Below are 26,840 nucleotides of genomic sequence, written 5' to 3'. Positions count from 1 at the left end.
GGACGGCTACTTGCCTTCCCCGGCCTCCTCGGCGGCCTGCTGCTGTGCCCGGCGGAGTGCCTCATCCTGCTGACGGTGCTCCGACTGTTCACGGATCATGGCCTGCTCTTCAGCGAAGCGCAGGCGGTCAGCACGGTCGGCCTCGTCCCCGTCCCAATCCTGATTCTCGTCATTCGGTTCAGGGTTGACGATCATGCCCTGGCCGTCGTTCTCACTCATCGTGCCTCCCTGCTTCTGTTCGGACACCGTCCGGAGCGCCTGATGCGGCGGGCCTCCACCGCCGGAACTGTCGTATTCCGCCGGTCACTGGAAATGTTCAGGCAAGCATACGCGCACCTCAGCCCCGCGGACAGGGGCGACTCACCGCCCTTCCAGCACCACGTCCAATGGTGCGGAGAGAAGCACCACGTGCGCGAAGAAGGGATAGAACTCCCTTTGGTTCTCGACGGTCCCTGAAACCACCAGCTCACCAGGAGCACTGAGCAATTCGGTCATCCGTTGCTCGTCCCACCGCCCGCGGTCATCGGTCCACGGACCGTAATCGGTGTCCACAGTGGCATGCCCCAAGGCCGCGAGACCGGCGAGCAAAGTGCTCTTGCCGGTGCCGGACATTCCCGTGATGAGGACCTTCATCGCGTTCGGGCTCCGGACCGGCCTACTCCCCGGCCCCGTCCCCCAGGATCCCCGCCACCCACTGCTCGGCTGCGGAGAAGGCGGCGTCCGAGTTGTGCTGCTCGACGACGGGCGGCTGGGCATCGGCCCGTGCGTAGGAGCCGAGGAAACGGGTGGCCGGGCTGATCCTGTGCAGGCCCGCGAGCGCCTGCTGAACGCGCGCTTCGTGGAGGTGGCCCTCGGCGTCGATGCTGAAGTAGTAGTGACCCAGGTACTGTCCGGTGGGCCGGGATTCGATCCGGCTGAGGTTCACTCCGCGGCTGGCGAGCTGATCCAGAATCTCCATCAGCGCGCCCGGACGGTCCTGCGGCAAGGGCACCACCAGCGTGGTCTTGTCGGCGCCGGTGGGCCTGGGCATGTTCCCCGGACGGGCCACGAGGATGAAGCGGGTCACCGCGTCAGGATTGTCACCGATGTTCTCCGCGAGCACCTCCAGTTCCGGGTGGCTGCGCGCCACGATCGGTGCGCAGACCGCGGCCTGGTGCTGGGCGTCGTCGGACAGGAGTGCGACGGCGGCGGCCGCCGTGGAGGAAGCCGTCAGGTAGTCGACGTCCGGATGGTTGGCATCGAACCACTCGCGGGTCTGTGCCCAGGCGTGGCCGTGAGTGGAGACCACGCGGATGTCTTCCAGCCGGGTGCCCTTACGGGCGACGAGCTGGAACGTCACCGGCACCAGCACCTCGCGGATGATGCGCAGTTCACCGCCCGTGGCGATGGCGTCCAGGGTGGCCGGGACACCGCCCTCCACGGAGTTCTCGATGGGGATCATCGCGGCGTCGGCCTCGCCCAGGCGTACCTTCTCCAGAGCCGCCTTGGCATTGCTGACAGGAATCCGGAGCGCCTCTTCGGCTCCCGGCACCTGCAGAAGGGCCGTCTCGGTGAAGGTGCCCTCCGGGCCCAGGTAGGTGTAGCGCGTCGTGGGTGTGCTCATGGGACTCGGCTCTCGGAAAAGGTCAGCGGTGTGGTCTACAGGATGCGCGGAGCGTTGGAGCCTTCGGCCACGATCGGCTTCCCGGCCTCGAACCACTGGTCCATGCCGCCCGCCACATTCAGGGCCGAGTAGCCCTGTCCCACGAGCCATTGCGCCGCCTGCCAGGAACGGCCTCCGGTGCGGCAGATGATGTAGAGATCCTCATCGGGGTCGAGCTCCTCAAAGCGCAGCGGCAGAGTGTTCAGCGGAACGTGCACCGCGCCGTCGACGTGGCCGGCCTCCCATTCGTAGTCCTCCCGGACATCCACGATGGTGGCGCCTTCCGGGATCTCCTGGACCCGTACGGTCTCAACCTCGCTCACGGCACACCTTTCCTCTGTCTCCCGGCGGACAATGCCGGTCTTCCTGCTTCTCAGAGTAGTCCCACCCTGGGATGATGCCCGCACGCCTTCCAGGACGTGAGAATGAGAGCGTGGATCCTTTGTCCTGGCTGGGGGGCCTTGTGGAACTCCTCGTCACTCTCTTCTTCTTCGTCATCCAGACCTGGTTCCTGGCGGCGGTGTCCCGTCGCCTCCTGGGCGTGCCCGTCGGCTGGCCTCGCTCCATCCTGGTCGCGTTCCTCCTGACCCTGTTCTTCTCCGCCGTGGTGCGCCTCTTCCTCGACGCCGCAGGCCTCGGCACCCCGGAGAGCTTCACACGTGAGCCAGGCACGGCACTGCTGGTGGCAGGCCTTTCCGCCCTTTGGACCTTCGCTCTCGGAGTGGCCGTGCTCATGGCCTGCGAGGTCATGGTCCCCACCGGGACCCTGCCGGACCCGTTCCTGTGGCTGCGCTCGGCACGGACCCATACCCGGCAGGCGGGCCGCTACACGGAGGTGGTGCGGATCGCCGCCCGGCACGGTCTGGCGCTCGGCTTCCGCGGGCTGTCCAGGGGTGGCCCCGAGCGGGAGGAACGCACCGCTCGCGCCCTCCGCCTCACCCTGGAGGAGGCCGGTGTCGCCTTCGTGAAGCTGGGTCAGATGCTCTCGACCCGCAGCGATCTCCTGCCTCCGGCGTACATCCGCGAGCTCTCCGCACTCCAGTCCCAGGTGCAGGCGGAGCCCTGGGAGCGGATCAGGACCGCCCTGGCCGCCGAGCTCGACGACGATCCCGCCCGGGTCTTCAGCCGACTGGACCGGACTCCGCTGGCTTCGGCCTCCGTGGCACAGGTGCACGCTGCCGGGCTGCGCCAGGAGCGTTCCGGAGGCTCATACGGAGGCCAGGATGTGGTGCTGAAAATCCAGCGGCCGTCCGCCCTGGAGCAGGTCCGCCTGGACGTCACGATCATCGCCCAGCTGGCTCGCTGGCTGGAACGCACAGCCCCCTGGGCCCGGCGGCTGGGTGCCGTGGATCTGGCCCGCGGATTCTCCGAGTCCCTCACCGAGGAACTGGACTACCGGGTCGAAGCGGACAACACCCTGGCCATCGCTCAGGCCGTCCGTCGCCATGGGATCCGCGTGCCCGAAGTCCATCTGGAGCTCGGGACCCAGCGGTTGCTGGTCATGGAGCGGATCCACGGCATGCCGCTCGGCCGCGCGGCGGAACGGCTCGAGGCACTGAGCCCGGAGCGCCGCCGTGAACTCGCCCGGACGCTTCTGCACGCCACCATCACGCAATTGACGGTGGACGGCGTCTTCCATGCGGATCTGCATCCGGGCAATGTGCTCCTGTGCGACGACGGCGGACTGGCGCTCCTGGACTTCGGCTCCGTGGGGCGTTTGGAAAGCGGCAGCCAGAAGGCTCTGGCGTCGCTGCTGTTCGCGATCGACGCCAATGACGAGCGGCTCGCCTGTGACGCCCTGCTGGAACTCCTGGACCCGCCCCTCCGGCTGGACGAGCGGCGACTGGCCCGGGAACTCGGCCAGCTCATGGTCCGGTTCCGCGGTGGTTTCGGCGGCCGGGGCGGTGCGGCGATGTTCGGGCGGCTCTTCACTCTGGTGCTGGATCACGGCTTCTCCGTTCCTCCGCAGATCGCAGCGGCATTCCGTGCGCTGGCGGCCCTCGAAGGCACCCTGCGACTCCTGGACCCGGCTTTCGACATCGTCACGGAAGCCCGGGCCCTCGGCGCTGAGCAGCTCCGTGAGGAGTTCAGCGCCGAGCGCCTGCGCGAGGAGTTGAGCCGGCAGGCCATGACCCTGCTGCCCACCCTCGCCCGTCTGCCGCGCCGGGTGGACCGGCTGGCGGAGGCCCTCGAACAGGGCAGCCTGACGACTCGCGTGCGCGTACTGGCCGACGACGGCGACCGCGGCTTCCTCACGCGGCTGTTCCAGCAGCTGATCGTCGCGGTCCTCGCAGCCGCGGCCACGATCGGCGCAGTCCTGCTCATCCTGGACGATTCCGGACCGGCCCTGACCGCCAGCCTGTCCTGGCATTCCTTCTTCGGGTTCACCCTGCTCTTCGCCGGTTTCGTACTGGCTCTGCGAGCCGTGACGCTGGCTTTCCGCGGCTCCAACGGGCCCGGACGGGACCCCGTCGAGCGACGTGAGCAACGCCACTAAATATGACTTCTTTCACATCGCATTGAGACGATAGAGGGATGAACCCCGTACAAACCAGCCCGGACACCACCGTGTCCGGCGACAGAGGCTTCTTCGGCCACCCCCGGCTCCTGGCGAATCTTTTCACCGTGGAGATGTGGGAGCGGTTCTCCTTCTACGGCATGCAGGGCATCCTGGCGTACTACATGTACTACACCGCCACGGATGGCGGCCTGGGCCTGGACAAGACCCTGTCCCTGAGCCTCGTCGGCGCCTACGGTGGCGGCGTCTACCTCTCCACGATCCTCGGCGCCTGGCTGGCCGACCGCGTCCTGGGCTCCGAGCGGGTGCTCTTCTTCTCGGCCTGTGTGATCATGGCCGGCCACGTCGCCCTGGCATTGGTGCCGGGCGTCGCGGGCCTCACTCTCGGCCTGGTCATGGTCGCTTTCGGCTCGGGCGGCCTGAAAGCCAATGCCACGGCCCTCGTCGGAACCCTCTACTCCCCGAAGGATGAACGGCGCGACGCAGGCTTCTCCATCTTCTACATGGGTGTCAACCTCGGCGGCCTGCTCGGCCCGCTCGTGACCGGCTTCCTGCAGAGCAATCTCGGCTTCCACGTCGGCTTCGGCGCGGCAGCCGTGGGCATGGCCATCGGCCTCACCGTGTACAGCCTCAAGCGCAAGGCGATGCCGGAGAGCGCCCACCATGTGGCCAATCCCCTCGCTCCCCATGAGCGCACCAAGTACGCGATCATCTTCGCCGCCGTCGTCGTCCTCGTCCTCTCGCTGCTGTTCACCGGCCTGGTGACCCCCAAGAATCTGGCCACCTGGATGGCCTACGTGGCGATCGGCGCCTCCGTGGCCTACTTCATCATCCTGGTGAGCAGCAAGAAGACCCAGCCGGTGGAGCGCAAGCGCGTCTTCGCCTTCATTCCGCTTTACATCGCCTCGGCCGCCTTCTGGGCACTGTTCCAGCAGCAGTTCACCTTCATCGCCGTCTACTCGGACGAGAAACTGGACCGGCATGTCTTCGGCTGGGAGATGCCGGCCGCCTGGGTCCAGTCGATCAACCCGGTGTTCATCGTGATCTTCGCCGGCGTGCTGGCCGCGCTGTGGACCCGACTGGGTTCGAAGCAGCCGAGCTCTCCGCTGAAGTTCTCCTTCGGCCTGGTGCTCATGGGCCTGGCGTTCTTCTGCTTCGTGCCACTGGCCGGTGCAGGCAAGACCCCGCTGCTGGCTCTGGTGGGCATCCTGCTGCTGTTCACACTCGCGGAACTGTGCCTCTCCCCCATCGGCCTGTCCGTCTCCACCAAGCTGGCCCCGGCCGCCTTCCAGGCACAGATGGTGGCGCTGTTCTTCCTGTCGGTCTCGCTGGGCACCACCCTCGCGGGCATCCTCGCCGGGTACTACGACCCCAGCAACGAGCTGCCGTACTTCATCAGCGTAGGCACCGTGGCCGTGGTTCTGGGCCTCGCCCTCGTGGCAGCCACCCCGGCAGTGCGCAAGCTCATGGGCGAGGTGCGCTGACGGTCTGAACAGGCCATTCAAGAGCAGGCTCCCAGCTCTGCTGTCCGGAGACCCGGACGCCGCACGGCGTCCGGGTCTCCGCGGTTTCTCAGGGTTTTCGGCCCCCGCAGACCGCTTGCACGCTTTTTGTATACCGTAATCTTGCCGGAACCCTGCAAAGCGGCCCGAAGCCACAGGTATGGTCATGCCAAGGCCGTGACGGCCCGCCGGTCTGCAATGGGGCAGACCCGGACTTCTCGATGATGAGACCAGGGGATGGCAATGACGTTCGCACCGACGGCCGCGGGACGGTGGGGGGCCGAGATCGGGACCCCGGACAGTGCTTGGCGCACTCGGAAGGACACCTGGGAGTACCTGGGCTACGCCCTCTCCGGGATCCTGCAACAGCGCCGCATGGGTCAGCTTGAGACGGAGAACTCCGCCTCCTTCGGAAGCATCCTCCAGCTCCTGGAATCCCTGGAGCCGTACTGGGCCCTGCCGGGTCTGCAAGCCGTGAAGGACATCGCGGAACTCATCGGACTGGGCCGTTACTCCGAGGCGATGAGCCGGGTGGAGAGCGTCAACGAGCTGCTGCGCACCGGCTTCATGCCGGCCGACGACGCCGAAGGCGTCACCCCTGAGGCGGATCAGGCGTCCCCCTCCCGTCCGGCCCCGCACCTCGAAGTGCTCGTGGTCGATTCCGGGCCCGCCGAGGAGCTGGAACGTTTCACCCGTGAGCTGCGCGAACAGCGCCGTGGTCTGGACAAGTTCACCTACCACGTCAACGTCGTGCCCAGCTTCGAAGACGCCCTCGTCGCCCTCGTCATCAACCCCGGCATCCAGTCCTGCATCCTCACGCCCCGGATCTCCGCCCATTCCCAGCAACGTCTCAGCAGTTCCCTGCGCCGCTTCGTGGACCGCCGGGCCGGCGAACGCCTGAAGGAGACCCGCTCCATCCGGCGCATCATCCACCTCGCGGACGCGGTCGCGGAGATCCGTCCCGAGCTGGATGTGTTCCTCATGGCGGGCGTCGCCCTGGAGTCCCTGGCCGGCTCCGTCAACGGCCGCTTCCGCCGGGTCTTCTCCCGCACGGACGCCATGGACCTGCATCTCTCCATCCTCGGCGGGATCACGGAACGCTACGAAACCCCGTTCTTCGACGCCATCCAGGAGTACAGCCGCACGCCCGGCGGAGTGTTCCACGCCCTGCCGGTCTCCCGCGGCGGCTCCGTCTGCGCCTCGCCGTGGATCTCCGACATGGCGGACTTCTACGGCATGAACCTGCTGCTTGCGGAGACTTCGGCCACCTCGGGCGGCCTGGACTCGCTCCTGGATCCTCACGGCGCCATCAAGGAGGCCCAGGAGCTCGCAGCCCGCGCCTTCGGAAGCCACCGCAGCTACTTCGCCACCAACGGCACCTCGACCGCCAACAAGATCGTGCATCAGTCGATCGTCAGCCCCGGCGACATCGTGCTGGTGGACCGCAACTGCCACAAGTCCCACCACTACGCCCTGGTGCTGGCCGGAGCCTCGGTCAGCTACCTGGACGCCTACCCGCTGGACAGCCACTCGTTGTACGGCGCCGTCCCGCTGGAGAGCATCAAGCGGCGCCTCCTCGCGATCCGCGACGCGGGCCAGCTGGACCGGGTCAAGATGATCACCCTGACCAATTGCACTTTCGACGGCATCGTCTACGACCCGAAACGCGTCATGGAGGAATGCCTGGCCATCAAGCCGGACCTCGTCTTCCTCTGGGACGAGGCCTGGTTCGCCTTCGCCGGCTTCCACCCCGTCTACCGGCAGCGCACGGCGATGCACGCGGCTGCGGCTCTGGAACAGGAATTCACGACGGCGGACTACGGCCGCCGCTTCGAGGAACAGAAGTCGGCACTCGCCGCGGCCGACGCGGAGGGCTGGGCACGTACGCGGCTGCTCGCCGACCCGACAGCGACACGACTGCGTGTCTACGCCACCCAGTCCACGCACAAGACGCTCACCTCCCTGCGCCAGGGCTCCATGATCCACGTCTTCGATCAGGACTTCGCAGAGCTGAACGAGGAGTCCTTCCTGGAGGCGTTCATGACGCACACCTCCACCTCACCCAACTACCAGATCCTGGCATCCCTGGACATCGGGCGCCGTCAGGTGGAGCTGGAGGGCTACGCCCTGGTGCAGCGCCAGGCGGATCTGGCCCAGAGCATCTGCCGCACGGTCGGGCGCCATCCCATGCTCCGCAAGTACTTCCGGGTGCTGTCCACCGCAGATCTGGTGCCGGATGCCCACCGCATCTCCAGCAGCGCCAACCCCGCCAAGGACGGGCTGGGCTCCTGGGACGAGGCCTGGGCGCACGACGAGTTCGTGGTCGATCCGTGCCGCATCACCCTGGACATCACGGCCACGGGCGTGGACGGCGACACCTTCAAGCACGACTACCTGATGGACGGGCACCGCATCCAGGTCAACAAGACCAGCCGGTCCAATGTGCTGATCATGACCACGATCGGCACCACCCGCAGTTCCGTGGCGTACCTGATCGAGGTCCTGGTCAAGATCGCAGAGGACCTGGAACGCAAGCGGGCCCTGTCCCGCGTCAAGGCCCCGAAGGTCCCGTCCGCCCAGGCCCTGGACACGGTGGTCCCGCTGCCGGACTTCAGCCGTTTCGCCCCGGCGTTCCTCACGGCCGACGGCATCTCCGGGGACATGCGCTCCGCGTACTACCTGACGTACCGGAAGGGGACCACGGAACATCTCTCCTCGGCCGAGATCCGCGAACGGCTGCCGCTCGGAGACGTGGTGTCGGCGAGTTTCGTGACCCCTTACCCGCCAGGCTTCCCGGTCCTGGTGCCGGGCCAGTGCTTCTCCAAGGACATCCTGGATTACATGGACGTCCTCGACACCCGGGAGATCCACGGTTACGACAAGGACCTGGGGTACCTGGTCTTCAGGCCTGAACGGATCCCAGGCGGACAGCCCGCCCTCTGACGGCGTACGACGGCGGCTCAGCGGCCGCCGTCGTACGGAACGGTGTCCTGCGCGCCCGCGGTGACTTTGAGCCCTTCGGCGAGGGTCCGGGCCAGGAAGCCGAAACGGTCGACGCCACCGCTGGCCAGGGCCGTCTGCACGCGGACGAGGTGCGGGAATCCCGCCGCCTGCTCCTGCGGAACGGACCAGGCGTTCTCCATCGCCTGCGTGTCGAGCGCGGCACCGATGGCCGCGCTGTCAATGGCCTCCACGGCGGGCAGGACCAGCGAATCGGGAACGCCTGCGGCAAGCAGTGCCTCCGCGATCCTCTCGTAGACGGCCAGCACGCCGGGGTTGGTCACCGGCTGGACCAGAATGAGCGGCAGGATCGCCGGGACTCCCCGATACGTGTCCAGCAGGGAGTCGAACAGCTGGGTGACCAGGACGGGAAGGTCCCGAGAGGGGCGCGGGAAGACCATTCTCTCGGCCAGCGCGCCACGGGCCAGCTCCACGATGTCCGCCCGGCTGGCCACGTGCTTGTAGAACGCCGACTGGCGGACGCCGAGGCGCTCCGCCAGCCGTGGCAGGGACAGGACGCCCTCCTCCTCAAGAAGCGCCAGTGCCTCATGCCCGATCTTCTCCACGTTCAGTCGCGGCGTGCTGGGGCGGCCGAGCCGATGGCTCCGGCCGCCGTCGGGGTGCGCCTGCTGCGCTGGGCTCATTCAGAGTGTCCGATCCGTCCGAAGACTTCTGGCTTGTTGTTCTTCAGCCACCACGCTACGGCAACACCCACCAGGAAGGTGATGGGGGCGATGAGGATCAGAGTGGTGTTCACCGGATCACCGGCCGGGATGGCCGTGAGGTACTGGATATTGGCCACACTCAGCCAGATGACCGCCACCATGACCAGGGTCGCGAGGACCGCGGAGGGCAGGACGTACCAGCGAGGAGCCAGCCCCCGGTTCCGCAGGAAGAAAGCCACGACACCCACGCCCATCAAGGCCTGCAATACCAGGATTCCGATGATGCCGGGCGAGTTCAGCCAGACCACGAACTGGGTGAACGGGTCCAGTCCGAGGAGCGCGCCGAATGCCACGAGCACCACGCTCAGCACGGTCTGGAGCACACCGGCATTGCCCGGGGTCCGGTGCCGGCTGACGCGGGCCATGGCGGAAGGGAAGATCCCCTCGCGTCCCAGGGAAAGGGTGTAGCGGTTGATGGTGTTGTGGAAGGCCAGCTGGGAGGCGAAGATGCTGGTCACGATCAGCACGCTCATGAGGTTGACGAGCCAGTCGCCCGCGAACGTTCCGGCCAGGACGTAGGCGGTGTCCCCGGTGTCCAGATGCTGTCCCGCGAACTGCTGGATGGCGTCGAAACCGCCCGCCTGGACCAGGATCCAGACCGCGAATGCGTAAAAGGCGCCGATGAAGGCGATGGAGATGTACGTGGCCCGAGGCACGGTGCGGTCCGGGTTCTTCGCCTCCTCTCGGTAGAGGGCGCCGGATTCGAAGCCCATAAAGGCCGAGAATCCCATGCTGAGGACGGCGGCCATGCCTGGGGTGAAGATCGCACCCGCACTGAATGAGTCCAGGCTGATGCCACGGGCGCCACCGTGAGCCAGCACGGCCACCGCGAGGATGACGACGATGACCGTCTCCAGGGTGAGCAGCACACCCACCACGCGGGCGCCGACGTCGATGCCGCGCCAGCCGAGGAAGTGCACCGCGGCGATGGAGATCAGGGCGTAGAGCCACCAGGGCAGATCTGCTCCGGTGAACTGTTTCACGGCCAGATTGGCCTGAATGCCGAGCAGGCCGTAGAGGCCGATCTGGATGCCGTTGTAGCTGAGCCAGGCGGTGAGCCCGGCGCCGAGGCCGGTCACTCGGCCGAGCGTCTTGGCGATGTAGCCGTAGAAGCCGCTGTAGGACAGGATGTGGCGGGTCAGGGCCATGAAGCCGACAGCGAAGAGGGCGAGGCCCAGCGCGGCCGCCACGTAGATGACCGGGGCGCCGGGACCCCCGACTGCCAGGGCCAAGGGCGAGACGCCTACCACGATGGTCAGCGGCGCCGCTGCCGAGACCAGCATGAAGACGATGTCGCGGGTGTTCAGGGAGTCTTTTTTCAGGCCGGCCTGTGAAGGGCCGGACGCGGTCGGCTGGGGGTCCGCCGCGGATTTAGTGAAAGCCATACACTTAAATGTGAGGCCGCCCACACCGCGCGTCAAGAGACGTGGAGAATATTTCCGCACGAACTTCCCGGCGGCGAAGATCCGGCCCTCGGGAACAGTGGGGACGGCAGAAGCGTTAGCTGATCAAATGTCAGACAAGCCAGGGAGACCCATGCCTGCCGCCCGCAAGAAGTGGCTGTTCGCCGCACTCATCGCCGCCCTGCTCGGCGTGACCGCCGTCGTCGTCGGGCCTTGGCTGTACGCCAAGAGCCAGCCACCCGCCCCCGCGCCCCTCTCCGTGGAGGACGCCGCCGAGACCGGGAACGCGACGACGGCGCCGAACGACAGCCTCCCTGCCACACAGGACGGCCTCTGGAAAGTGAACTCCGGTTCACAGGCCGGGTATCGCTTCAAGGAGGTGCTGAACTCCGCCGAGGTGACGGTGGTCGGCCGGACCCCCAAGGTCACCGGGGAGCTGAACGTTCAGGGCGGGGCCCTCAGAGGCGCCACCATCACGGTCGACGTCGCCTCGATCACGACTGATTCCGCCAATCGGGACGGATACTTCCGGTCCACCTCGATGCGCACGGAGCAATTCCCCACCGCGAGCTTCACCTTGAACAAGCCGGTGACACTGCCCGCGCTGGGCACCTCCCCCGTGTCCGTCCGCGCCCAGGGCTCCCTCGAACTCGCGGGCCGGTCCAAGGAAGTGACCGCCGAGCTTCAGCTCGTGAAGGCCGGGGGGACCGTGTCCGCCTCAGGCTCCATCCCTGTCGCAGCCTCCGACTACGGCATCACCGCACCGGACCTGGGCTTCGTCACCGTCGAGAACGACGGGTTGGTCGAATTCCTGCTCAAGCTCGACCGCTGACGAAGCCGGGATCAGTCCCAGGCGCCGTCGCTTGAAGCGAGCCCCCAGAAGAAGAACATCATGACCCAGTACAGGATCGACAACGCCGTCACCACATAGCCCAGCACCAATCCGGCGATGGCCATGCCCTTGCCCGCGGGCTCCTTCGACAAGGCGACGTGGCCCAGCACGACGGCGAGGATCTGCGGAATGATGAACGCACCCGCGGTCACCACGCCCACGAGACCCAGCACCATCGCCGCAATGCTCATGCCCTTCGGCGCCGCCGGAGCGTACGGCTGATAGAAGGGCTGCTGGTACGGCTGCGCCTGCCCGAAGGCCGGAGGAGCGCCATAGACCTGACGCTGAGGACCCGGCTGCTGCAGGGCCGGTGGTACGGGCGGATATCCGGAAGCGGCGAATCCTCCCTGGGGGGCCTGCGGCACGGGCGGGACCTGGCGCGCGGGGCGCTGAGGTTGCCCGGTCGGAGGGAACTGACCGTACGGGGCCTGGCCATACGGAACCTGAGCCGGACCAGGCGGAAGGGGACCAGACGGCAGGCTGCCCGGCGGAGGAGCCTGCTGGCCGTAGGGCGGCTGCTGCCGGACCGGTTGCGGTCCCTGCACGGGAGGCGCTCCCTGGTCCTGGCCTGGCCAGGGATCGGGCTGTTGTCTGCCGGGCTGCGGCGTCTGCTGGCTCATGGTTCCCCTCACGAGTGCCTTGCTGTCCTCCCAGGGTAACGGCCCATCGCACCCATCGGAGAAGGGCGCCCGCGTCATAGCGGCGTAACCCTGGCGAAGTCATAGAACCCCGGTGGCTTCTCTGGCATGCTGGCCACATGGCTAACCGCGCGGGCACCGTGGCCCTTCCCGAAGACCTCGTCGACCTGACGGCCCTGCTGGACGCGTACTTCGAGGTGATACCCGACCCCTCCGATCCGGGCCAGCGAGTGGTGTTCGGCACCTCGGGGCACCGCGGCTCCAGTCTCAAGGGAAGCTTCAACGAACGGCACATCGCGGCCATCACACAGGCGATCGTGGAATACCGTGCAGGACAGGGCGTCACCGGCCCCCTGTTCCTCGCCAAGGACACCCACGGGTTGAGCGAGCCGGCCCAGAACACGGCGCTTGAGGTGCTCGCCGCCAACGGCGTCACCGTGCTGCTCGACGCACGCCACGGCTACACCCCCACTCCGGCACTCAGCCACGCGATCCTGACGTACAACAACGCCGGCCACGCGGACCAGGCGGATGGCATCGTCGTCACACCCAGCCACAACCCGCCGACGGACGGCGGCTTCAAATACAACCCGCCGCACGGCGGACCCGCGGACAGCGACGCCACCGCATGGATCGCCCAGCGCGCCAACGACTACCTCGAGAGCGGCCTCGCAGGCGTCCACCAGATCCCGCTCGTCGACGCGCAGAAGGCCGAGAACGTCGGCACCTTCGACTACCTGAGCAGCTACGTCGACTCCCTCCCCTCCGTGCTGGATCTGGACGCCATCCGCGAGGCCGGCGTCCGGATCGGCGCCGATCCCATGGGCGGCGCGAGCGTCGACTACTGGGGCGAGATCGCCGAACGGCACCATCTGGACCTCACCGTCGTGAATCCGACGGTCGACCCGCAGTGGGCATTCATGACCCTGGACTGGGACGAGAAGATCCGCATGGACTGCTCCTCCCCCTCGGCCATGGCCTCGCTCATCGCACGCATGAAGTCCGACGGCGGCACCGCGCCGTTCGACATCGCCACCGGAAACGACGCCGATTCGGACCGCCACGGCATCGTCACGGCCGATGGCGGGCTGATGAACCCCAACCACTACCTCGCCGTCGCCATCGACTACCTCTACCAGCACCGCAACGGCTGGAACCCCGCCTCCGTGGTGGGCAAGACCCTGGTGTCCTCCTCGATCATCGACCGCGTGGCCGAGGGCCTCGGGCGCAAGCTCGTGGAAGTGCCGGTGGGCTTCAAGTGGTTCGTTCCGGGGCTGCTCTCCGGTGAGGGCGCATTCGGCGGCGAGGAGTCGGCCGGCGCCTCGTTCAACCGCAAGGACGGCTCCGTGTGGACCACGGACAAGGACGGCATCCTCCTGGCCCTGCTGGCCAGCGAGATCACGGCCGTCACCGGCTCCACCCCGTCCCAGCTGTACCGCGGTCTGACCGATCGCTACGGCGCGCCGGTCTACGCCCGCGTGGACGCCGCCGCCAACCGGGAGCAGAAGGCCAAGCTGGGCAAACTCTCGGCCTCGGACGTGACGGCCACGGAGCTGGCTGGCGAGACCATCACCGCCCGCCTCACCGAGGCGCCGGGCAACGGCGCGGCCATCGGTGGACTCAAGGTCACCACGGAGAACGCCTGGTTCGCGGCCCGGCCGTCCGGAACCGAGGACGTCTACAAGATCTACGCCGAGTCCTTCAAGGGCGCGGACCATCTGAAGCAGGTCCAGGCCGAGGCCAAGGCCCTGGTGGACTCCGTCATCGGCTGAAACCCCTCAGCTCCCAGGCCCGCACCCGCCAGGCGTAGCAGCAGCACCACCCCCTTCATCGACTGCTCCGTGGTTGTCGTTTTGGAGCCTCAAAACGACAACCACGGAGCAGTCGATGGGGTGACCTCGGCCACGAACGATTTACTTAACAATGCTAATTAGCTATGTTAAATATCGATGAACACCGTCCCAGACCTCCAGGAGCTGGCCGCCGAACTCCGCGTGGCCCTGATGCGCACGTCCCGGATCCTGCGTTCTCACGCCAGCAGCGACGCGGTCACGCCCGGACAGAACACCGTCCTGGCGCTGCTCGGCAAGAACGGCCCTCAGACCATGGGGCAGCTCGCCGAGACCGAACACGTGCAGGCCCCGAGCATGACCCGCACGGTCAACGCCCTGGTGGAGAAGGGTCTGGTTCGCCGGGACTCCAGACCGGAGGACGGCCGGACGGTGCTCATCAGTCTCACCAGTGACGGAAGCGCGATCCTGGACGAGTCCCGCAGACTCCGCTCCGCCTGGCTCGCCGAACGCCTCGACGGCCTGAGCGAGATGGAGCGGCAGACCTTGCACGACGCCGCACGCCTCCTGGTGGACATGACCCGCACCGAGCCGAGGAGGCGTTCCACCACCGCATGAGCAGCCGCATGTTCCAGTCGCTGAAGAATCCGAACTACCGCCTCTGGGCCGCAGGGGCTCTGGTGTCGAACATCGGCACCTGGATGCAGCGGGTGGCACAGGACTGGCTGGTCCTGACGCAGCTGACGAACCACGACGGCGCCGCGGTGGGTCTCACCACGGGCCTCCAGTTCCTGCCGATCCTGATCCTCGGCCCCTACGCGGGGTTGTTGGGCGACCGCCTGGACAAGCGGAAGATCCTCCTCACCACCCAGGCCGCCATGGGCCTGCTGGCCCTGCTCCAGGCGGTGCTCGTTCTGACCGGCACGGCCCAGCTCTGGCACATCTACGTCATCGCCCTCGCACTGGGCGTGGCGAGCGCCTTCGACGCCCCGCCCCGGCAGGCCTTCGTCTCCGAGATCGTCGGCAGGGACAGCGTGGCGAACGCGGTGGCCCTCAACAGCGCCTCCTTCAATCTGGCCAGGCTGGCAGGCCCGGGCGTCGCAGGCCTGCTGATCGGACTGATCGGCACGGGCTGGGTCTTCCTGCTCAACGCGGCCAGCTTCGCGGCCGTCCTGATCGGGCTTCTGAGGATGAACACCAAGACCCTCTACCGGACCACGCCCGTCCCCCGCAGCCGCGGGCAGCTCATGGATGGCGTGAAGTACGTCCTGGCCCGGCCGCGGGCTCTGCTGGTCATGATCCTCGCGGGCCTGATCGGCACCTTCACCATGAACTTCCAGCTCACCAATGCGGTCATGGCGGCCTCCGTGTTCAATGCCGGACCGGACGCCTACGGCCTGCTGGGCTCCGTCATGGCGGTGGGCACCTTGGCGGGCGCCCTGCTCGCGGCACGACGCGCGGCACCACGGATGCGCTACCTGGTGATGGGGGCCGTCGGACTGGGGATCTCCACCTGTGCGGCCGCATTCATGCCGGGCTACGCCCTCTACGCGGTACTGCTGGTCCTGGTGGGGCTGTGCGCCCTGACCTTCCTCAACAGCGCGAACACCCTGCTGCAGATGCGCACCGAGCCCGCCTACCGTGGCCGGGTCCTGGCCCTGTACATGACGGTGATCCAGGGCGGCACCCCGATCGGCGGCCCACTGGTGGGCTGGATCTCGAACGAGTTCGGGCCACGCTGGGCCGTGTTCGGCGGAGGAGCGGTGGCTCTCGCAGCCGGCGTCGTCGGCCTGATCCTCGTCAGCCGCTGGGGCGAGGGGACGGTGCGACGTCAGCTGCGCACAGTCTGGGCCGAACACCGCGAGCTCAGGGAACAGAACGCCCGTGAGCGCAGCACCCGGGAGCGGACCCCCGGACGGAAGAAGGCAGCTCCGGCCGAAGGCTGAACCGCCGCCAAGGGCCGGGTCGCCGTCGTCGCGCGTGTGTGCCCGGCACGCCCAGGGGAAGACGAAGGCCCCGGCCCCCTGAAGCGGGGACCGGGGCCTTCGTCTCAGCTGAAGATCAGAGGACGGTCACGGCCTCGTCGAAGCCGAACTTCGGCTTCGGGGCGCCCCAGGCGCCCTCGCCGGCCTGGCCGATGTTGACCACGAGGAAGCTCTTCTGGTCACCCTCGGGGAAGAAGGCGGCGTCGATCGCGGAGAAGTCGGCGCCGGTCATCGGGCCGGCGGACAGACCGAGCGCACGCACGGCCAGGATGAAGTAGCCGGCCTGCAGGTGGGCGTTGTTGTTGGCGAAGGTGCCACTCAGCTCGGCGTTCTCGGCGAACATGGCCTTCGGGGCGTCCCAGCCCGGGGAGAAGGACTCCCACTTGCCATGCCATTCGGTGTCGTAGGACAGCACGGCGACGGCGGGGGCCGAGGCGGTCTTGGGCTGGTTTCCGGCCATCATGGCGTCGACGAGCTCGGCGCGCTTCTCCGGGGACTGCACGAAGGTCACGCGCAGCGGCTGAGCATTGAAGGCGGAGGGACCGAACTTGGTCAGCTCCCAGATCGCCTGGAGCTGCTGCTCGGTGACCTCACCCTGGAAGGCGTTGGCGGTGCGGGCCTCGTGGAAGAGGGCGTTGACGGAAGCCGAGTCGAGGACTGCTTCTTCGTGGGCGATGCTCATGTTCTGTTCCTTCGGGGAGTTCCGGCGGTTTCGAATAGTTTCAACTTCAAGCAATTGCAAGTTCTTCCCTGATGACGAGTGATGTGCGCCACAAGGGTCACATCCCGCGGACAGGCCCACGGCAGTAAAGTTGCTCTGGAAACACCCGCACCCCTGGAAAGGCCTCGCGTGAGCCTGCTCGGAACCTCCTGGACCCTTCACGGCGACGGCAAGACCGTCCGTCCGGGTGAAGTGGTCGCCCCTGGCGAACGGCTCAGCTGGCCCCGGACCATCGGCATCGGCGCCCAGCACGTCGTGGCGATGTTCGGTTCGACCTTCCTGGTCCCCATCCTGACCGGCATGCCACCGGCCACCACCTTGTTCTTCTCCGGCGTCGGCACCCTGCTGTTCCTGGTCCTGACCCGCGGCCGGGTCCCCAGCTACCTCGGCTCAAGCTTCGCGTTCATCGCACCGATCATGGCCTCCCAACAGCAATTCGGCGTCGCCGGGGCGCTCGGCGGCGTGATCATGGCCGGTGCGGCGCTCTTCCTCGTGGGCCTGGTGGTGCAGGCGGTGGGTTCGGAATGGATCAACCGCCTCATGCCGCCCATGGTCACCGGCGCCATCGTGGCTCTCATCGGCCTGAATCTCGCTCCGGCCGCCAAGGCGAACTTCGTCAAAGCCCCCATCACGGCGCTCGTGACCCTCCTGGCGATCATCCTCGTCGGCGTCCTCTTCAGAGGCATCCTGGGACGCCTCAACATCCTGGTGGGCGTGGTGCTGGGCTACCTGGTCGCGATGTGGCGCGGCGAGGTGGACTACAGCCAGATGGACGCCGCCGCCTGGATCGGACTCCCGCACTTCCAGACTCCCAGCTTCAATGTGGGCGTGATCGGACTCTTCGTGCCGGTGGTCCTGGTCCTCGTCGCCGAGAACGTGGGGCATGTGAAGAGCGTCGCCACCATGACCGGCGAGAACCTCGACGCCTACGCCGGCCGCGCACTCATGGCCGACGGCGCAGCCACCGTCCTGGCCGGTGCGGGCGGTGGTTCCGGCACCACCACGTACGCGGAGAACATCGGCGTCATGGCGGCCACGAAGGTCTACTCGACGGCGGCCTACTGGGTGGCGGGCGTCGTCGCGATCCTGCTCAGCTTCTCCCCCAAGTTCGGTGCCCTGATCGCCACCGTGCCCGCCGGGGTGCTGGGCGGCGCCGCCACCATGCTGTATGGCATGATCGGCATCCTGGGAGTGAAGATCTGGGTGCAGAACAAGGTCAACTTCTCCAATCCGATCAACCTGAGCACGGCGGCCGTGGCCCTGATCGTCGGCATCGCCGACTACACCTGGAACCTGGGCGACCTCAGTTTCACGGGCATCGCGCTCGGCTCAGCCGCGGCACTGGTCATGTACCACGGCATGAAGGCCATCGCGAAGGCCCGCGGCACGGTGGCGGAACCGGAGAGCGAATGAATCCTCCGGGACCTACGGACGACGGCGGACGGGTCTCCGGGCTGCCGTCGTCCGGATCGCGCGCAATGGACGGCTCGACGTCCGCGGTCATCGGCGACGTGCACGGCGCGCTCCATCCGCTCATGGCGGCGTTGCGCCACGCAGGCTTCCTCGACGTGCGCGGACGCTGGGCCGGTGGAGAACGGACCCTCTGGTTCCTGGGCGACTTCATGGACCGCGGGCCGGACGGCTCCGGCGTCGTCCAGCTGGTCCGCAGGCTTCAGGACGCCGCACCGCAGGACGGCGGCGCGGTCCACGCCCTGCTGGGCAACCACGAAGTCCTGGCCCTCGGACGTCATCGCTTCGGCGGACGCCGTCTGGAGACCCCCGCCGGGCCGCGCTCCTTCGAAGACTCCTGGCGACGCAACGGCGGCCGGGAATCCGACCAGAACGAGCTCAGCGAAGACGATTTCGCATGGCTCGCTGCCCTGCCCGGCATGGCGTTGACCGGCTCCGCCCTGCTGGCCCACGCCGACACCACGGAATACCTGTCCTTCGGTTCCTCGGTGGAACAGGTCAACGAATCCTTGGCGGCACGCCTCTCCTCGGACGACCCCCTGCAGCTCTGGGAGGTCTGGGCCCGGCTCACCACCCGCCACGCCTTCCGGGAGGACCCGCAGGTGGCGCAGGACTTCCTCGCGGCGTTCGGCGGGGAGTTCCTGGTCCACGGTCACAGCATCATCGGAGATGTGCACGGCCATCCCGCACCGCTCACCCAGGGGCCCGACGTCTACGCGGAAGGCCGTGTGGTAGACATTGACGGAGGGCTCTACGAGGGCGGGCCCTGTATCGTCCTGCCCCTGCCCTGAGCCGCGGCACCGCCGCCGTCACCTGATACTTCCCGCCCGAGGAGCCCGAACAGCATGCCCCGCACCACCCCACCGGCCCTGCGCACGGCCCGGTCCTACTGGCTGGGCCTGTCCGTGGCCTTCGGCCTCGGCCTGGGCTGCTTCGCCGCACTGCCATCACCTTGGCACTGGGTGAGCACCGGCGTCGTGATCCTGTTCCTGCTCGGCCAGGCCGCGATGTACGGCCAGGTCAAGCCCGCTCTCCAGGGCAAGTTCGCCATCAACTCGGCGAGTTTCGGGCTGCTCGTCATGATCCTCGTGGTGGCCGCCGTCGTATCCCGCGATTCGGCGTTCGCCGTGCTGCTCGGCATCGCCGTGGGCCTGCTGGGTGCGATCTCCATGTTCTGGGTTCTGGTCCGGCGCGGCCGTTTCTACCCGAAAGAACCCCGTTCCACCTGAAACGCCCGGCACGACAGTCATGACGTGCGACAGTCATGACGTGCGACAGTCATGACGTGCGAGGGGACGGGCCGGTGCGGACCGAGTGCCTGCCGAGTCCGCTACTGGGGGGGGGGGGGGGGGGGCCCCCGGGGGGGGGGGCGCCCCCCCCCGCGGGGGGGGGGCGGGGGGGGGGGGGGGGGGGGGGCGGGGGCGGCGCCGGGGGGGGGGGGGGGCCCCCCCCCCGGGGGGGGGGCCCCCCCCCCCCCCCCCCCCAGTAGCGGACTCGCGCCGAGCTCGGGTGGGATCAGCCGGACAGGCAGGCCGTGGCGGGCAGGCCGGCCGGCCGGGACGCACTGGACCGGGCTGCCCTAGGCTGTGGGCATGACAGATCTGGAAACCCGGTTCAACGCGCTGATCGCCGACGTCGTCGTGCCCGAACTCAAGGCACGCGGGTACCGGAAGCGCAAGCTCGTCTGGACCCGGCAGACACCCGAGGCGCTGCACGAGATCGCCTTCCAGCGCAGCCAGGGAAACGCTTCAGACCACGTGCGCTTCTACGTGGAGATCGGTGCGTACGTCCCCGAGTTTGCGCATCGGACCGGAAACACCGTGCCCGAGGATCTGCTCAGAGCGACGACGCAGTACCGGCGCCGATTCGAGTCGGTGGTGGACTGGCCCGGGCAGTGGGTCGACCTCGAAGCCTGGACCGATCAGGACCTTGCCCCGGCGCTCCGAAGCGCTCTCCTGAGCTTGGACGAGCACCTTTCCGGGATCACCACGGCCGCGGCGATGGCTGCCGCCCTCCGCTCCGGCGGACCGCTGAACCTCGAGCTGTTCGCCTGGTGGTGTGCCACCGACGACGACGGCGAGCGCGACGCTCAGCTCGCGGCCGCTGAGGCGGAGTTCGGCCGCGAAGACCGCTGGCCCCGGCTCTACGCCCAGTTCGAGCGTGTGGCAGCCCGTTACGGGATCACCTTGCCCGCCGCCTCCGCATGACCGGTGCCGTGGGGTGGACAGGCGACCGTCCGGCCGGCCGGTTCCCCGAAGCGGGCCGGTGGCGTCCGGTCACTCCCGCCCTTGAACCGCGTCCACCAATTGTTCTTCAGCCCGGCTGAGGTACTCCCGGAGATACTCGGACGCGAGGGCCCTGTCCCCTGCGGTCAGCAATTGCACGATCCGTTCGTTGCCCTCGACATAGGGCGCGTGGAATCGCGGATCCCAGCCCATGGCGGCGAAGACGAGCCTCATCTCCGCGAGGACCTGTTCCATCAGCACGTCCAGGCGTCCGCTTCCGGCTCCGCGCAGGATGGTCCGGTGGAACTCCTGGTTCGCCCCGGCCATGCCCGGGACGTCCATGACCGCCATGGCTTCCCGGGCCCGGGTCACGATGGCCCGGAGCCCCTCGAGGTCCAGTTCGGAAGCCCAGAGGAGCGCGGCCGGTTCCACAAGCTTGCGCACCCGGTAGATCTCGCGCACGTCCTCCGCCGTCGGGTGGGCGACGAACACGCCGCGGTTGGGGATCCGGTGCACCACACGCTCGGCGTGCAAGGTGGCGAAGGCCTCCCGCAGGGTGTTCCGTGAGACGCCCAGGGCCTCCCGCAGTGCCTCCTCGGGGAGCTTGGTGCCCGGGGTCAACTCGCCGTCGGCGATCCGTTGCCGCAGCACAGCGGCAACCCACTGGGCCGTCTGCGCATGTACGCCACGCGCTTCACGCCTCAGACCGGCCAGGACAGCATCAGAACTCACAGCCTCACCTTATGCCGCGGAACAGGACGGGCCGGAATCGCCATCACGCGGGGCCTTCCCTGTCCCGGGGTCTGCGCACGGCTCCCTTGCTCTCGACTCCCCTGCTCTCCACCATCCGCGAGTTCGTGGGTTCCGGGTGAGTTCGTGGGTCTTATCCACGAACTCACCCGGAACCCACGAACTCGGCAGGTACACAGGGAGGCCCAGAGTACGGAGCTCAGGGCACCGGCGCCGCCCGGACCCCGGAGCACACGGAGCCCACGGAGCCCGGAGCCCGGAGCCCGGAGCCCGGAGCCCGGACCACCGAACGGCTACAAGGACGCCGGCGCCACTCGCTCGAACCGGACCCGGCTCCCGGGCGGCAACTGCGCCAGCAGATCCTGGTCCGCGTCCATCACCACCCCGATCACGGGGTACCCCCCTGTCACCGGATGATCCGCCATGAACACCAGCGGCAGCCCGGACGCCGGCACCTGGATCGCTCCCCGGACCATGCCTTCGCTCTGCAGCTCCCCCTCCACGGACCGGGTCAGCGGCTCTCCGGAAAAGCGGATCCCCACTCGGTTGGACTCGGCAGTGACCGCCCACTCCCCCGCATAGAACGCCTCGGCGGACTCCGGACTGAACCAGTCCTCCCGCGGCCCCGGGACCACGCGCAGCACCACACTCGTCCCGGGACCGGGCAGCGGCGCCGGGGCCTCGGGAGCTCCGACAGCCCCGGAGACCGGCCCGTCCTCAAGGCCCAGCCATGAACCCGCGGCCAGCGCCACCGGCCCGAGCCCGGACAGGACATCCCCAGCGGCGCTGCCCAGCACCCGTTCGGCCCGTACACCTCCACGGACGGCCACATAGCTGCGCAGCCCGGACGACGGTGCCCCCAGACTCAGGCTCTCCCCGGCCAGCAAAGGGAAGGGGCAGTCGACGGGCACCGCGGCGGAACCGCCGTCAGCAGTGATGATGGAGAGTGGCACCTCGGCACCGGCCACCGCCAGGATCGTGTCCTCGACGGCGCGGAGCGTGAGTCCACCGGGCAATGCTTCCAGCCCCGGCGCCCCTGGCGGGTTGCCCACCATGCGGTTCGCGCGCTTGAGCGCACCACGGTCCATCGCTCCCGATTCGCTCACCCCCGCGGCAGCATGGCCCGGTCGGCCAAGATCCTGGACGAGCGTCTGCAGACCAGGCCGGAGCACCTCCAGCACCGGAGCGGGCTCGGCCGCGGAGCGCGAAGCCGTTGCGGCCTGGATCACCTCCCGGACTGCCGTGAAGCGCACGGTGTCTCCGGCCTGGATGAGCGCGGGCTCCACGCGCGACGGATCCCACAGCACCGCCCCGGTCCGGCCGATCAGCTGCCAGCCGCCCGGAGAATCGTTGGGGTACACCGCCGAATAGCCTCCGGCCAGTGCCACAGACCCGGCCGGGACCCGCGTGCGGGGCGAGGTCCGGCGCGGAACCTCCACCGCGTCCGGGGAACTCAGGTAGACGAAACCCGGTGCGAAACCGCCGAAAGCCGCACTCCACTCGGCACCGGCATGCTCAGCCACCACCGACTCCTCGCTGCGGCCGGTCAGGCGTGCCACCTCGGCCAGATCGTCGCCGTCGTACACCACCTCCACCGTGACCAGCCGCCCAGCGGTGACCGCGGGGGCGGTGAGGTCCACGGCGCGGATGCGCTTCTCGACGGCGCCGAGAGCGCGGGGCAGCGCCACCGTCACCAGGACGGTGCGGGCGGCGGCCACCACGTCGACGACGCCGGCCGGTGGGTCCGCAAGCAATCCCGCCTGAAGCGCGAGCACGGCATCGAGGCCGTCGAGTTCTGCGAGCGCGGCTCGGTCACCGGCACGACGCAGGCCCAGCAGAGCACCCATCTCAGGCGAAGCTCTGCAGCGTGACGCCGCGCGCGCTGAGCTCCTGGTGGATGCGAGCGGCCATGGCGACGGCACCCGGGCTGTCCCCATGGACGCAGATGCTCTCGGCCTGCACCTGCAGGAGGCTGCCGTCCACGGCCTTCACGGTCCCGTCGACCAGGCGCAGCACGTGTTCCAGGATCTGCCCCATGTCGTGCAGCACCGCGCCTTCCCGGCTGCGCGGCATGAGCGTCCCGTCCGGCTGATAGGCCCGGTCCGCGAATGCCTCGGCCACCGTCCTCAGACCGGCGTCCGCCGCCACGCGTTCGACGGCGGACCCCGGCAGGACCAGTAGCGGCAGGCCGGCGTCGACGGCCTGGACGGCGGCCACCACGGCCCGCGCCTGCGCCTCGTGGTGCACGATCGTGTTGTAGAGCGCCCCGTGCGGTTTCACGTACTTCACGGCGGTCCCCTCGGCCCGGGCCAGGGCCTGGAGCGCACCGATCTGGTAGATCACGTCGTCGCGCAGTTCGCCGGTATCCATGTCGATGAACCGTCGGCCGAAACCGGCCAGGTCCCGGTACCCGGGATGCGCACCCACGGTGGTCCCGCTCTGCACGGCCGCCCGCACTGTCGCGCGGATCCCCACCGGATCCCCGGCATGGAAACCGCAGGCGACGTTGGCACTGGAGACATTGGCCAGGATCGCGGCGTCGTCCCCGAAGCTCCAGTTGCCGAAGGACTCCCCGACGTCGCTGTTCAGGTCGATCACGCTCATGCGGGCGTCCCCGCGAGCGCCCGGAGGGATTCCCGGGCGTCCCAGGCGAAGCTGGCCAGCCAGTGGGTGGACATGAAGTCGCCGCTGGCCAGGCCTTTCATCCCGGCCTGGAACAGTGGCTCCGCGGCCGCCGCCAGGACGGGACGCAATCCGTGACCGGCCGGCAGGGCCGCGGCCACGCGGGCGAGCTGTCCCGCGCGGGTGAGGTTGAGGCCGTGGAGGTGAACCATGTAGCCGTCGCTTTCGTCGGCCACACCCACTTCGGCGAGCATCCTGGAGTCCGCGGAGAGACCCGGCAGGAAACCATCCAGCCACTGGGCGAACTCGCCGGCGGGGAGCAGCCGCTGCATGAGGTCGGCCTCGCTGAGTCCGGCCGAGAGGAAGTCCTGCCCACTGAGCTCCCATTCGGCGGCCCAGGCCCGGTCTTCTCCGAACCAACTACGGGCGGCCGTCTCGCATGCCTGGGCGGCGTCATCGCGCCCGAGCGTCCGGAAGGCGCTGTGCAGATACGCCAGCCCGAAGGCCGAGTTGGTGTGCAGACCGTGCCGCACGGGGTGCTCCACGGTCGCAGCCCAGCGGATCAGGAGCTCCGCCACCGCGTCCACGCAGGGCGCCAGATTCCGGCCCCACTGCTGCAACTGGGGGTCCTCGGAATTCCGGCATGCGGCGGTCAGACGGGTCAGCCAGGCCCAGCCGTAGGGCCGCTCCCAGGAAGGGTTCGCCAGGAGGTATCCGGCCTCCACCGCGAGCTTCTCCGCGCTGAGATTGGCGTCCAGGACGGTCCGCAGCTGCTGCACGATCTCCTCCGGCAGTTCCTCCTCGCCCCGTGCCACGGCATCCAGGACGCTGACTCCCAGCCAGTGCATGTGGACACAGGAATGCCAGTCGAAGGAGGTGTGGAAGGACGGGTGGATTTCGACGGGCGTGTGCAGATCCTCCACCGAGCGCTCCACGTGGTGCGAGGCGTAGGGGTAGCTGCGGCCCAGGTTGCCGAGGACGACGGCGGCGCAATGAGGGGCGGCGTCAGAGAACAGGGTGTCGGTCATGTGGGTGCCTTTCTAGAACGCCAGGAAGTACATGAGGGCCACGTTCACCACCAGCAACGGTACGGCCGTGCCAATCTGCGCCGTGATGACACCGTAGCGGTTCTTCATCTCCAGCAGGGCCGCCGGGACGAGGTTGAAGTTCGCCGCCATGGGGGTGCAGAGGGTTCCGCAGAAGCCGGCGAGCATGCCGATGGCGAAGATGATGGCGGGGTCGCCGTGGAATTGCTGCACCAGCACGGGCCAGCCGATCGCGGCCGTCATGATGGGGAAGGCCGCGAAGCCGTTGCCCATCAGCACGGTGAACACGAACATTCCGACGCAGTACACCACCACGGCGGCGAGCAGCGAGCCCTTGGGCATGATCGCCGTCGTCAGCGTCCCGACCGCCGTGCCGACGCCCGCCTTGGTGAACAGGATGCCGAGCGTGGAAAGCATCTGGGGCAGCAGTGCCGCCCAGCCGATGGACTCGAGGATGCGTCGGCTTTCCAGCACGGGCGTCAGTTTGTTCTTCGGCTTCAGAATCAGGACGGCGACGACGGCGGCCACCACCGCGGCGATGGTCAGGGCCACCAGCGTGGTGTTCTTGGGATCCAGGAGCGGTTTGCCGCCGATCACCAGGACCGGGGCCACCAGGACCAGGATGACGGTGACGACGGGCAGGATGAGGGCCGGGATGAACAGCTTGTTCCCGAAACGGGCGGCGTAGGCGACGCGTTCCTCCGCCGTCGAGGATTTCGCCTTGCCGTCGGAGAGCTGACCGCTGGCAGCCAGGGCCACGAGCGCCAGGACCGCGATGCCGAGAGGCCAGGCGGGTGCGGTGCCGGCCTGGACCCAGGTGCCGTAGAAGAAGCACAGGCCGAACAGCCCCCAGAAGAGCGAACTGCCGATCCTGTGACGGTGGTTGGTGTCGCGGGCGATGAGGGAGGCCCAAGCGATGAAGAGCGCTCCGATGAACCAGTAGACGGCTTCGACGTTGATCACCGGGCACCTCCGGTCTCGGCCGTGGCGGCATCGCCCGTGAGCTGGGCGTATTCCTTGTCCAGCTGCTTGTCCAGGCGGAGCAGGCGGAAGCCGTGGATGAGGAGAGCCGCGATCGCCGTTGGAATCGCCCAGAGTGCCAGCTGCAGCGGTTCGAGCTGCAGGTGGTAGGTGGTGTCGACGAAGGTCGTGATGAGCAGGATCGAGCCGACGGCGACGAAGACGTCCTCTCCGAAGAAGACCCCGACGTTGTCCGCTGCGGCGGAGTGACCCTTGATGCGTTCCTTGATGTGGCCCGGGACGTGGCCGTAGCGGCGCATCGCGGCGCCCTCTGCCATGGGGTAGACGAGCGGACGGACCGCCTGCGCGTGACCGCCGATCCCGGTGAGGCCGACGGCGGCGGTCACCTGGCGAATGGCGAGGTAGGCCAGGAGCACGCGGCCTGCGGTGAGGCGGGCGAGCTTGGAGATGAGGTTCTTGGCCTGTTCCTGCAGTCCGAAGTATTCGATGATGCCGATGACGGGCAGTACGACCGCGAAGACGGTGACGGAACGGCTGCTGGCGAAGCCCGAGCCGAAGGCTTCCAGAATCTGGAGCGGGTTCATTCCGCCCAGGAGCGCGGTGACGATTCCCGCGACGGTGACGACGATGAGGGGGTTCAGGCGAACGGCGAATCCGACGATCACCAGCAGTACCCCGATGAGTACGAGCATGTGAGTCCATTCCAGGCGGGACCCGCGGGTCCGGGAAAGCTGGTCGTGGCGGCCGTCACGTGGCCGCGTGACTCACATCATAAAATATTGTTCAACAATCAAGCAACGCTTTGTTGAACAATCTTGTGATGGGCTTGCCTACCTTCGCCGAGTTCGTGGGTTTGGGGGGGGGTGTTGGGGTTTTTACACCAAAACAGACCGAACCCCACAAAGAGGGGGGGTCCACCGGAACGCGCAC

At 68.2% G+C, this 26,840-nt stretch carries 26 protein-coding genes; 12 read left to right on the top strand and 14 right to left on the bottom strand.

Translation table 11 applies throughout. From position 1 onward, the window contains the following. Positions 1-6 precede the first annotated feature (6 nt). The 4 genes from ACIPXZ_RS07265 to ACIPXZ_RS07250 form a co-directional block, all read right to left on the bottom strand. On the bottom strand, positions 7-219 hold the full coding sequence (locus tag ACIPXZ_RS07265; RefSeq protein WP_400591754.1) for a hypothetical protein: 213 nt from the start codon (positions 217-219) through the stop codon (positions 7-9). A gap of 141 nt (positions 220-360) precedes the next feature. Continuing rightward, a complete protein-coding gene (locus ACIPXZ_RS07260; protein ID WP_400591752.1) occupies positions 361-633 on the bottom strand; it encodes a hypothetical protein in 273 nt (90 codons plus the stop codon). Positions 634-655: 22 nt separating this feature from the next. Beyond that, positions 656-1,603, bottom strand: a complete 948-nt coding sequence (gene pheA / locus ACIPXZ_RS07255; protein ID WP_400591750.1) for a prephenate dehydratase — start codon at positions 1,601-1,603, stop codon at positions 656-658. Between the two features lie 35 nt (positions 1,604-1,638). Continuing rightward, on the bottom strand, positions 1,639-1,965 hold the full coding sequence (locus ACIPXZ_RS07250) for a rhodanese-like domain-containing protein (protein WP_400591748.1): 327 nt from the start codon (positions 1,963-1,965) through the stop codon (positions 1,639-1,641). Between the two features lie 110 nt (positions 1,966-2,075). On the opposite strand from ACIPXZ_RS07250, the gene ACIPXZ_RS07245 reads away from it, so the two are divergent. The 3 genes from ACIPXZ_RS07245 (at position 2,076) to ACIPXZ_RS07235 (ending at position 8,605) form a co-directional block, all read left to right on the top strand. Then, a complete protein-coding gene (locus tag ACIPXZ_RS07245) occupies positions 2,076-4,139 on the top strand; it encodes an ABC1 kinase family protein (RefSeq protein ID WP_400591746.1) in 2,064 nt (687 codons plus the stop codon). A gap of 38 nt (positions 4,140-4,177) precedes the next feature. Further along, entirely contained in the window at positions 4,178-5,644 is a 1,467-nt protein-coding gene (locus ACIPXZ_RS07240; RefSeq protein ID WP_400591744.1) for a peptide MFS transporter, read from the top strand. Positions 5,645-5,905: 261 nt separating this feature from the next. After that, the gene (locus tag ACIPXZ_RS07235; protein WP_400591742.1) at positions 5,906-8,605 is read left to right on the top strand and encodes an aminotransferase class I/II-fold pyridoxal phosphate-dependent enzyme; all 2,700 of its coding nucleotides are present in this window, start codon (positions 5,906-5,908) and stop codon (positions 8,603-8,605) included. A gap of 17 nt (positions 8,606-8,622) precedes the next feature. Here ACIPXZ_RS07235 and ACIPXZ_RS07230 read toward each other — a convergent pair whose 3' ends face one another. Together ACIPXZ_RS07230 and ACIPXZ_RS07225 are read right to left on the bottom strand one after the other, a co-directional pair. Next, positions 8,623-9,306 (bottom strand): TetR/AcrR family transcriptional regulator, encoded by a 684-nt coding sequence (locus tag ACIPXZ_RS07230; RefSeq protein ID WP_400591740.1) that lies wholly within the window; start codon positions 9,304-9,306, stop codon positions 8,623-8,625. Further along, on the bottom strand, positions 9,303-10,772 hold the full coding sequence (locus ACIPXZ_RS07225; protein ID WP_400591738.1) for an APC family permease: 1,470 nt from the start codon (positions 10,770-10,772) through the stop codon (positions 9,303-9,305). The genes ACIPXZ_RS07230 and ACIPXZ_RS07225 overlap by 4 nt, the downstream gene beginning before the upstream one ends. Positions 10,773-10,923: 151 nt before the next feature. Between ACIPXZ_RS07225 and ACIPXZ_RS07220 the strand changes: the two genes are divergently transcribed. After that, a complete protein-coding gene (locus ACIPXZ_RS07220) occupies positions 10,924-11,622 on the top strand; it encodes a YceI family protein (RefSeq protein ID WP_400591736.1) in 699 nt (232 codons plus the stop codon). An 11-nt stretch (positions 11,623-11,633) separates the two neighbouring features. Here the strand turns inward: ACIPXZ_RS07220 and ACIPXZ_RS07215 are convergent, their stop codons facing one another. Next, positions 11,634-12,302 carry a DUF4190 domain-containing protein gene (locus ACIPXZ_RS07215; protein ID WP_400591734.1) on the bottom strand — a complete coding sequence of 223 codons (669 nt, stop codon included), beginning with the start codon at positions 12,300-12,302 and terminating at the stop codon, positions 11,634-11,636. 137 nt (positions 12,303-12,439) lie between these two features. Between ACIPXZ_RS07215 and pgm the strand changes: the two genes are divergently transcribed. The 3 genes from pgm (at position 12,440) to ACIPXZ_RS07200 (ending at position 16,056) form a co-directional block, all read left to right on the top strand. Then, positions 12,440-14,092, top strand: a complete 1,653-nt coding sequence (pgm, locus tag ACIPXZ_RS07210) for a phosphoglucomutase (alpha-D-glucose-1,6-bisphosphate-dependent) (RefSeq protein ID WP_400591732.1) — start codon at positions 12,440-12,442, stop codon at positions 14,090-14,092. A gap of 177 nt (positions 14,093-14,269) precedes the next feature. After that, complete coding sequence (locus ACIPXZ_RS07205) at positions 14,270-14,728, top strand: MarR family winged helix-turn-helix transcriptional regulator (RefSeq protein WP_400591730.1); 459 nt, start codon at positions 14,270-14,272, stop codon at positions 14,726-14,728. Then, positions 14,725-16,056: an MFS transporter gene (locus ACIPXZ_RS07200; protein ID WP_400591728.1), complete on the top strand. Its 1,332-nt coding sequence runs from the start codon at positions 14,725-14,727 to the stop codon at positions 16,054-16,056. The genes ACIPXZ_RS07205 and ACIPXZ_RS07200 overlap by 4 nt, the downstream gene beginning before the upstream one ends. 115 nt (positions 16,057-16,171) lie before the next feature. Here the strand turns inward: ACIPXZ_RS07200 and ACIPXZ_RS07195 are convergent, their stop codons facing one another. Then, positions 16,172-16,777, bottom strand: a complete 606-nt coding sequence (locus tag ACIPXZ_RS07195; RefSeq protein WP_400591727.1) for a malonic semialdehyde reductase — start codon at positions 16,775-16,777, stop codon at positions 16,172-16,174. A gap of 168 nt (positions 16,778-16,945) precedes the next feature. Here ACIPXZ_RS07195 and ACIPXZ_RS07190 point away from each other — a divergent pair, with 168 nt between their 5' ends. The 4 genes from ACIPXZ_RS07190 to ACIPXZ_RS07175 all read left to right on the top strand — a co-directional run bounded on the left by ACIPXZ_RS07190 (position 16,946) and on the right by ACIPXZ_RS07175 (position 20,493). Then, positions 16,946-18,229 (top strand): uracil-xanthine permease family protein, encoded by a 1,284-nt coding sequence (locus ACIPXZ_RS07190; protein WP_400591725.1) that lies wholly within the window; start codon positions 16,946-16,948, stop codon positions 18,227-18,229. Continuing rightward, entirely contained in the window at positions 18,226-19,077 is an 852-nt protein-coding gene (locus ACIPXZ_RS07185) for a metallophosphoesterase (RefSeq protein WP_400591723.1), read from the top strand. The genes ACIPXZ_RS07190 and ACIPXZ_RS07185 overlap by 4 nt, the downstream gene beginning before the upstream one ends. A gap of 54 nt (positions 19,078-19,131) precedes the next feature. After that, positions 19,132-19,515: a hypothetical protein gene (locus tag ACIPXZ_RS07180; RefSeq protein ID WP_400591721.1), complete on the top strand. Its 384-nt coding sequence runs from the start codon at positions 19,132-19,134 to the stop codon at positions 19,513-19,515. A 363-nt stretch (positions 19,516-19,878) separates the two neighbouring features. Next, positions 19,879-20,493: a DUF4304 domain-containing protein gene (locus tag ACIPXZ_RS07175; RefSeq protein ID WP_400591719.1), complete on the top strand. Its 615-nt coding sequence runs from the start codon at positions 19,879-19,881 to the stop codon at positions 20,491-20,493. 69 nt (positions 20,494-20,562) lie between these two features. On the opposite strand, the gene ACIPXZ_RS07170 is transcribed toward ACIPXZ_RS07175, so the two are convergent. Beyond that, positions 20,563-21,243: a GntR family transcriptional regulator gene (locus ACIPXZ_RS07170; RefSeq protein WP_400591717.1), complete on the bottom strand. Its 681-nt coding sequence runs from the start codon at positions 21,241-21,243 to the stop codon at positions 20,563-20,565. 11 nt (positions 21,244-21,254) lie between these two features. On the opposite strand from ACIPXZ_RS07170, the gene ACIPXZ_RS07165 reads away from it, so the two are divergent. Beyond that, complete coding sequence (locus ACIPXZ_RS07165) at positions 21,255-21,383, top strand: hypothetical protein (RefSeq protein ID WP_400591715.1); 129 nt, start codon at positions 21,255-21,257, stop codon at positions 21,381-21,383. Between the two features lie 171 nt (positions 21,384-21,554). On the opposite strand, the gene ACIPXZ_RS07160 is transcribed toward ACIPXZ_RS07165, so the two are convergent. The 5 genes from ACIPXZ_RS07160 to ACIPXZ_RS07140 are packed head-to-tail and all read right to left on the bottom strand — an operon-like array spanning position 21,555 to position 26,602. Then, positions 21,555-23,108 (bottom strand): 5-oxoprolinase/urea amidolyase family protein, encoded by a 1,554-nt coding sequence (locus ACIPXZ_RS07160; RefSeq protein ID WP_400591713.1) that lies wholly within the window; start codon positions 23,106-23,108, stop codon positions 21,555-21,557. A 1-nt stretch (position 23,109) separates the two neighbouring features. Then, positions 23,110-23,865, bottom strand: a complete 756-nt coding sequence (locus ACIPXZ_RS07155) for a LamB/YcsF family protein (RefSeq protein WP_400591712.1) — start codon at positions 23,863-23,865, stop codon at positions 23,110-23,112. Next, positions 23,862-24,911, bottom strand: coding sequence for a DUF2891 family protein (locus tag ACIPXZ_RS07150; protein WP_400591711.1), 1,050 nt, complete (start codon positions 24,909-24,911; stop codon positions 23,862-23,864). Before ACIPXZ_RS07150 ends, ACIPXZ_RS07155 begins: the two co-directional genes overlap by 4 nt. Positions 24,912-24,923: 12 nt before the next feature. Continuing rightward, the gene (locus tag ACIPXZ_RS07145; RefSeq protein ID WP_400591709.1) at positions 24,924-25,892 is read right to left on the bottom strand and encodes a DUF979 domain-containing protein; all 969 of its coding nucleotides are present in this window, start codon (positions 25,890-25,892) and stop codon (positions 24,924-24,926) included. Further along, positions 25,889-26,602, bottom strand: a complete 714-nt coding sequence (locus ACIPXZ_RS07140; RefSeq protein ID WP_400591707.1) for a DUF969 domain-containing protein — start codon at positions 26,600-26,602, stop codon at positions 25,889-25,891. Before ACIPXZ_RS07140 ends, ACIPXZ_RS07145 begins: the two co-directional genes overlap by 4 nt. Positions 26,603-26,840: the final 238 nt, after the last annotated feature.

The organism is Arthrobacter sp. NPDC090010, assembly GCF_044748305.1.
GTDB lineage: Bacteria > Actinomycetota > Actinomycetes > Actinomycetales > Micrococcaceae > Arthrobacter_E.
The sequence above is the reverse complement of the archived record's forward strand: the minus strand, read 5'-3'. Positions and strand labels throughout refer to the sequence as shown.

What these genes read in the sequence shown, in the direction of transcription:
- ACIPXZ_RS07265 (WP_400591754.1), bottom strand. Translation starts at nt 219, where the DNA reads ATGAGTGAGAACGACGGCCAGGGCATGATCGTCAACCCTGAACCGAAT.
- ACIPXZ_RS07260 (WP_400591752.1), bottom strand. Translation starts at nt 633, where the DNA reads ATGAAGGTCCTCATCACGGGAATGTCCGGCACCGGCAAGAGCACTTTG.
- pheA (WP_400591750.1), bottom strand. Translation starts at nt 1,603, where the DNA reads ATGAGCACACCCACGACGCGCTACACCTACCTGGGCCCGGAGGGCACC.
- ACIPXZ_RS07240 (WP_400591744.1), top strand. Translation starts at nt 4,178, where the DNA reads ATGAACCCCGTACAAACCAGCCCGGACACCACCGTGTCCGGCGACAGA.
- ACIPXZ_RS07235 (WP_400591742.1), top strand. Translation starts at nt 5,906, where the DNA reads ATGACGTTCGCACCGACGGCCGCGGGACGGTGGGGGGCCGAGATCGGG.
- ACIPXZ_RS07230 (WP_400591740.1), bottom strand. Translation starts at nt 9,306, where the DNA reads ATGAGCCCAGCGCAGCAGGCGCACCCCGACGGCGGCCGGAGCCATCGG.
- ACIPXZ_RS07225 (WP_400591738.1), bottom strand. Translation starts at nt 10,772, where the DNA reads ATGGCTTTCACTAAATCCGCGGCGGACCCCCAGCCGACCGCGTCCGGC.
- ACIPXZ_RS07220 (WP_400591736.1), top strand. Translation starts at nt 10,924, where the DNA reads ATGCCTGCCGCCCGCAAGAAGTGGCTGTTCGCCGCACTCATCGCCGCC.
- ACIPXZ_RS07215 (WP_400591734.1), bottom strand. Translation starts at nt 12,302, where the DNA reads ATGAGCCAGCAGACGCCGCAGCCCGGCAGACAACAGCCCGATCCCTGG.
- pgm (WP_400591732.1), top strand. Translation starts at nt 12,440, where the DNA reads ATGGCTAACCGCGCGGGCACCGTGGCCCTTCCCGAAGACCTCGTCGAC.
- ACIPXZ_RS07205 (WP_400591730.1), top strand. Translation starts at nt 14,270, where the DNA reads ATGAACACCGTCCCAGACCTCCAGGAGCTGGCCGCCGAACTCCGCGTG.
- ACIPXZ_RS07200 (WP_400591728.1), top strand. Translation starts at nt 14,725, where the DNA reads ATGAGCAGCCGCATGTTCCAGTCGCTGAAGAATCCGAACTACCGCCTC.
- ACIPXZ_RS07195 (WP_400591727.1), bottom strand. Translation starts at nt 16,777, where the DNA reads ATGAGCATCGCCCACGAAGAAGCAGTCCTCGACTCGGCTTCCGTCAAC.
- ACIPXZ_RS07185 (WP_400591723.1), top strand. Translation starts at nt 18,226, where the DNA reads ATGAATCCTCCGGGACCTACGGACGACGGCGGACGGGTCTCCGGGCTG.
- ACIPXZ_RS07180 (WP_400591721.1), top strand. Translation starts at nt 19,132, where the DNA reads ATGCCCCGCACCACCCCACCGGCCCTGCGCACGGCCCGGTCCTACTGG.
- ACIPXZ_RS07175 (WP_400591719.1), top strand. Translation starts at nt 19,879, where the DNA reads ATGACAGATCTGGAAACCCGGTTCAACGCGCTGATCGCCGACGTCGTC.
- ACIPXZ_RS07165 (WP_400591715.1), top strand. Translation starts at nt 21,255, where the DNA reads ATGCCGCGGAACAGGACGGGCCGGAATCGCCATCACGCGGGGCCTTCC.
- ACIPXZ_RS07160 (WP_400591713.1), bottom strand. Translation starts at nt 23,108, where the DNA reads ATGGGTGCTCTGCTGGGCCTGCGTCGTGCCGGTGACCGAGCCGCGCTC.
- ACIPXZ_RS07155 (WP_400591712.1), bottom strand. Translation starts at nt 23,865, where the DNA reads ATGAGCGTGATCGACCTGAACAGCGACGTCGGGGAGTCCTTCGGCAAC.
- ACIPXZ_RS07150 (WP_400591711.1), bottom strand. Translation starts at nt 24,911, where the DNA reads ATGACCGACACCCTGTTCTCTGACGCCGCCCCTCATTGCGCCGCCGTC.
- ACIPXZ_RS07140 (WP_400591707.1), bottom strand. Translation starts at nt 26,602, where the DNA reads ATGCTCGTACTCATCGGGGTACTGCTGGTGATCGTCGGATTCGCCGTT.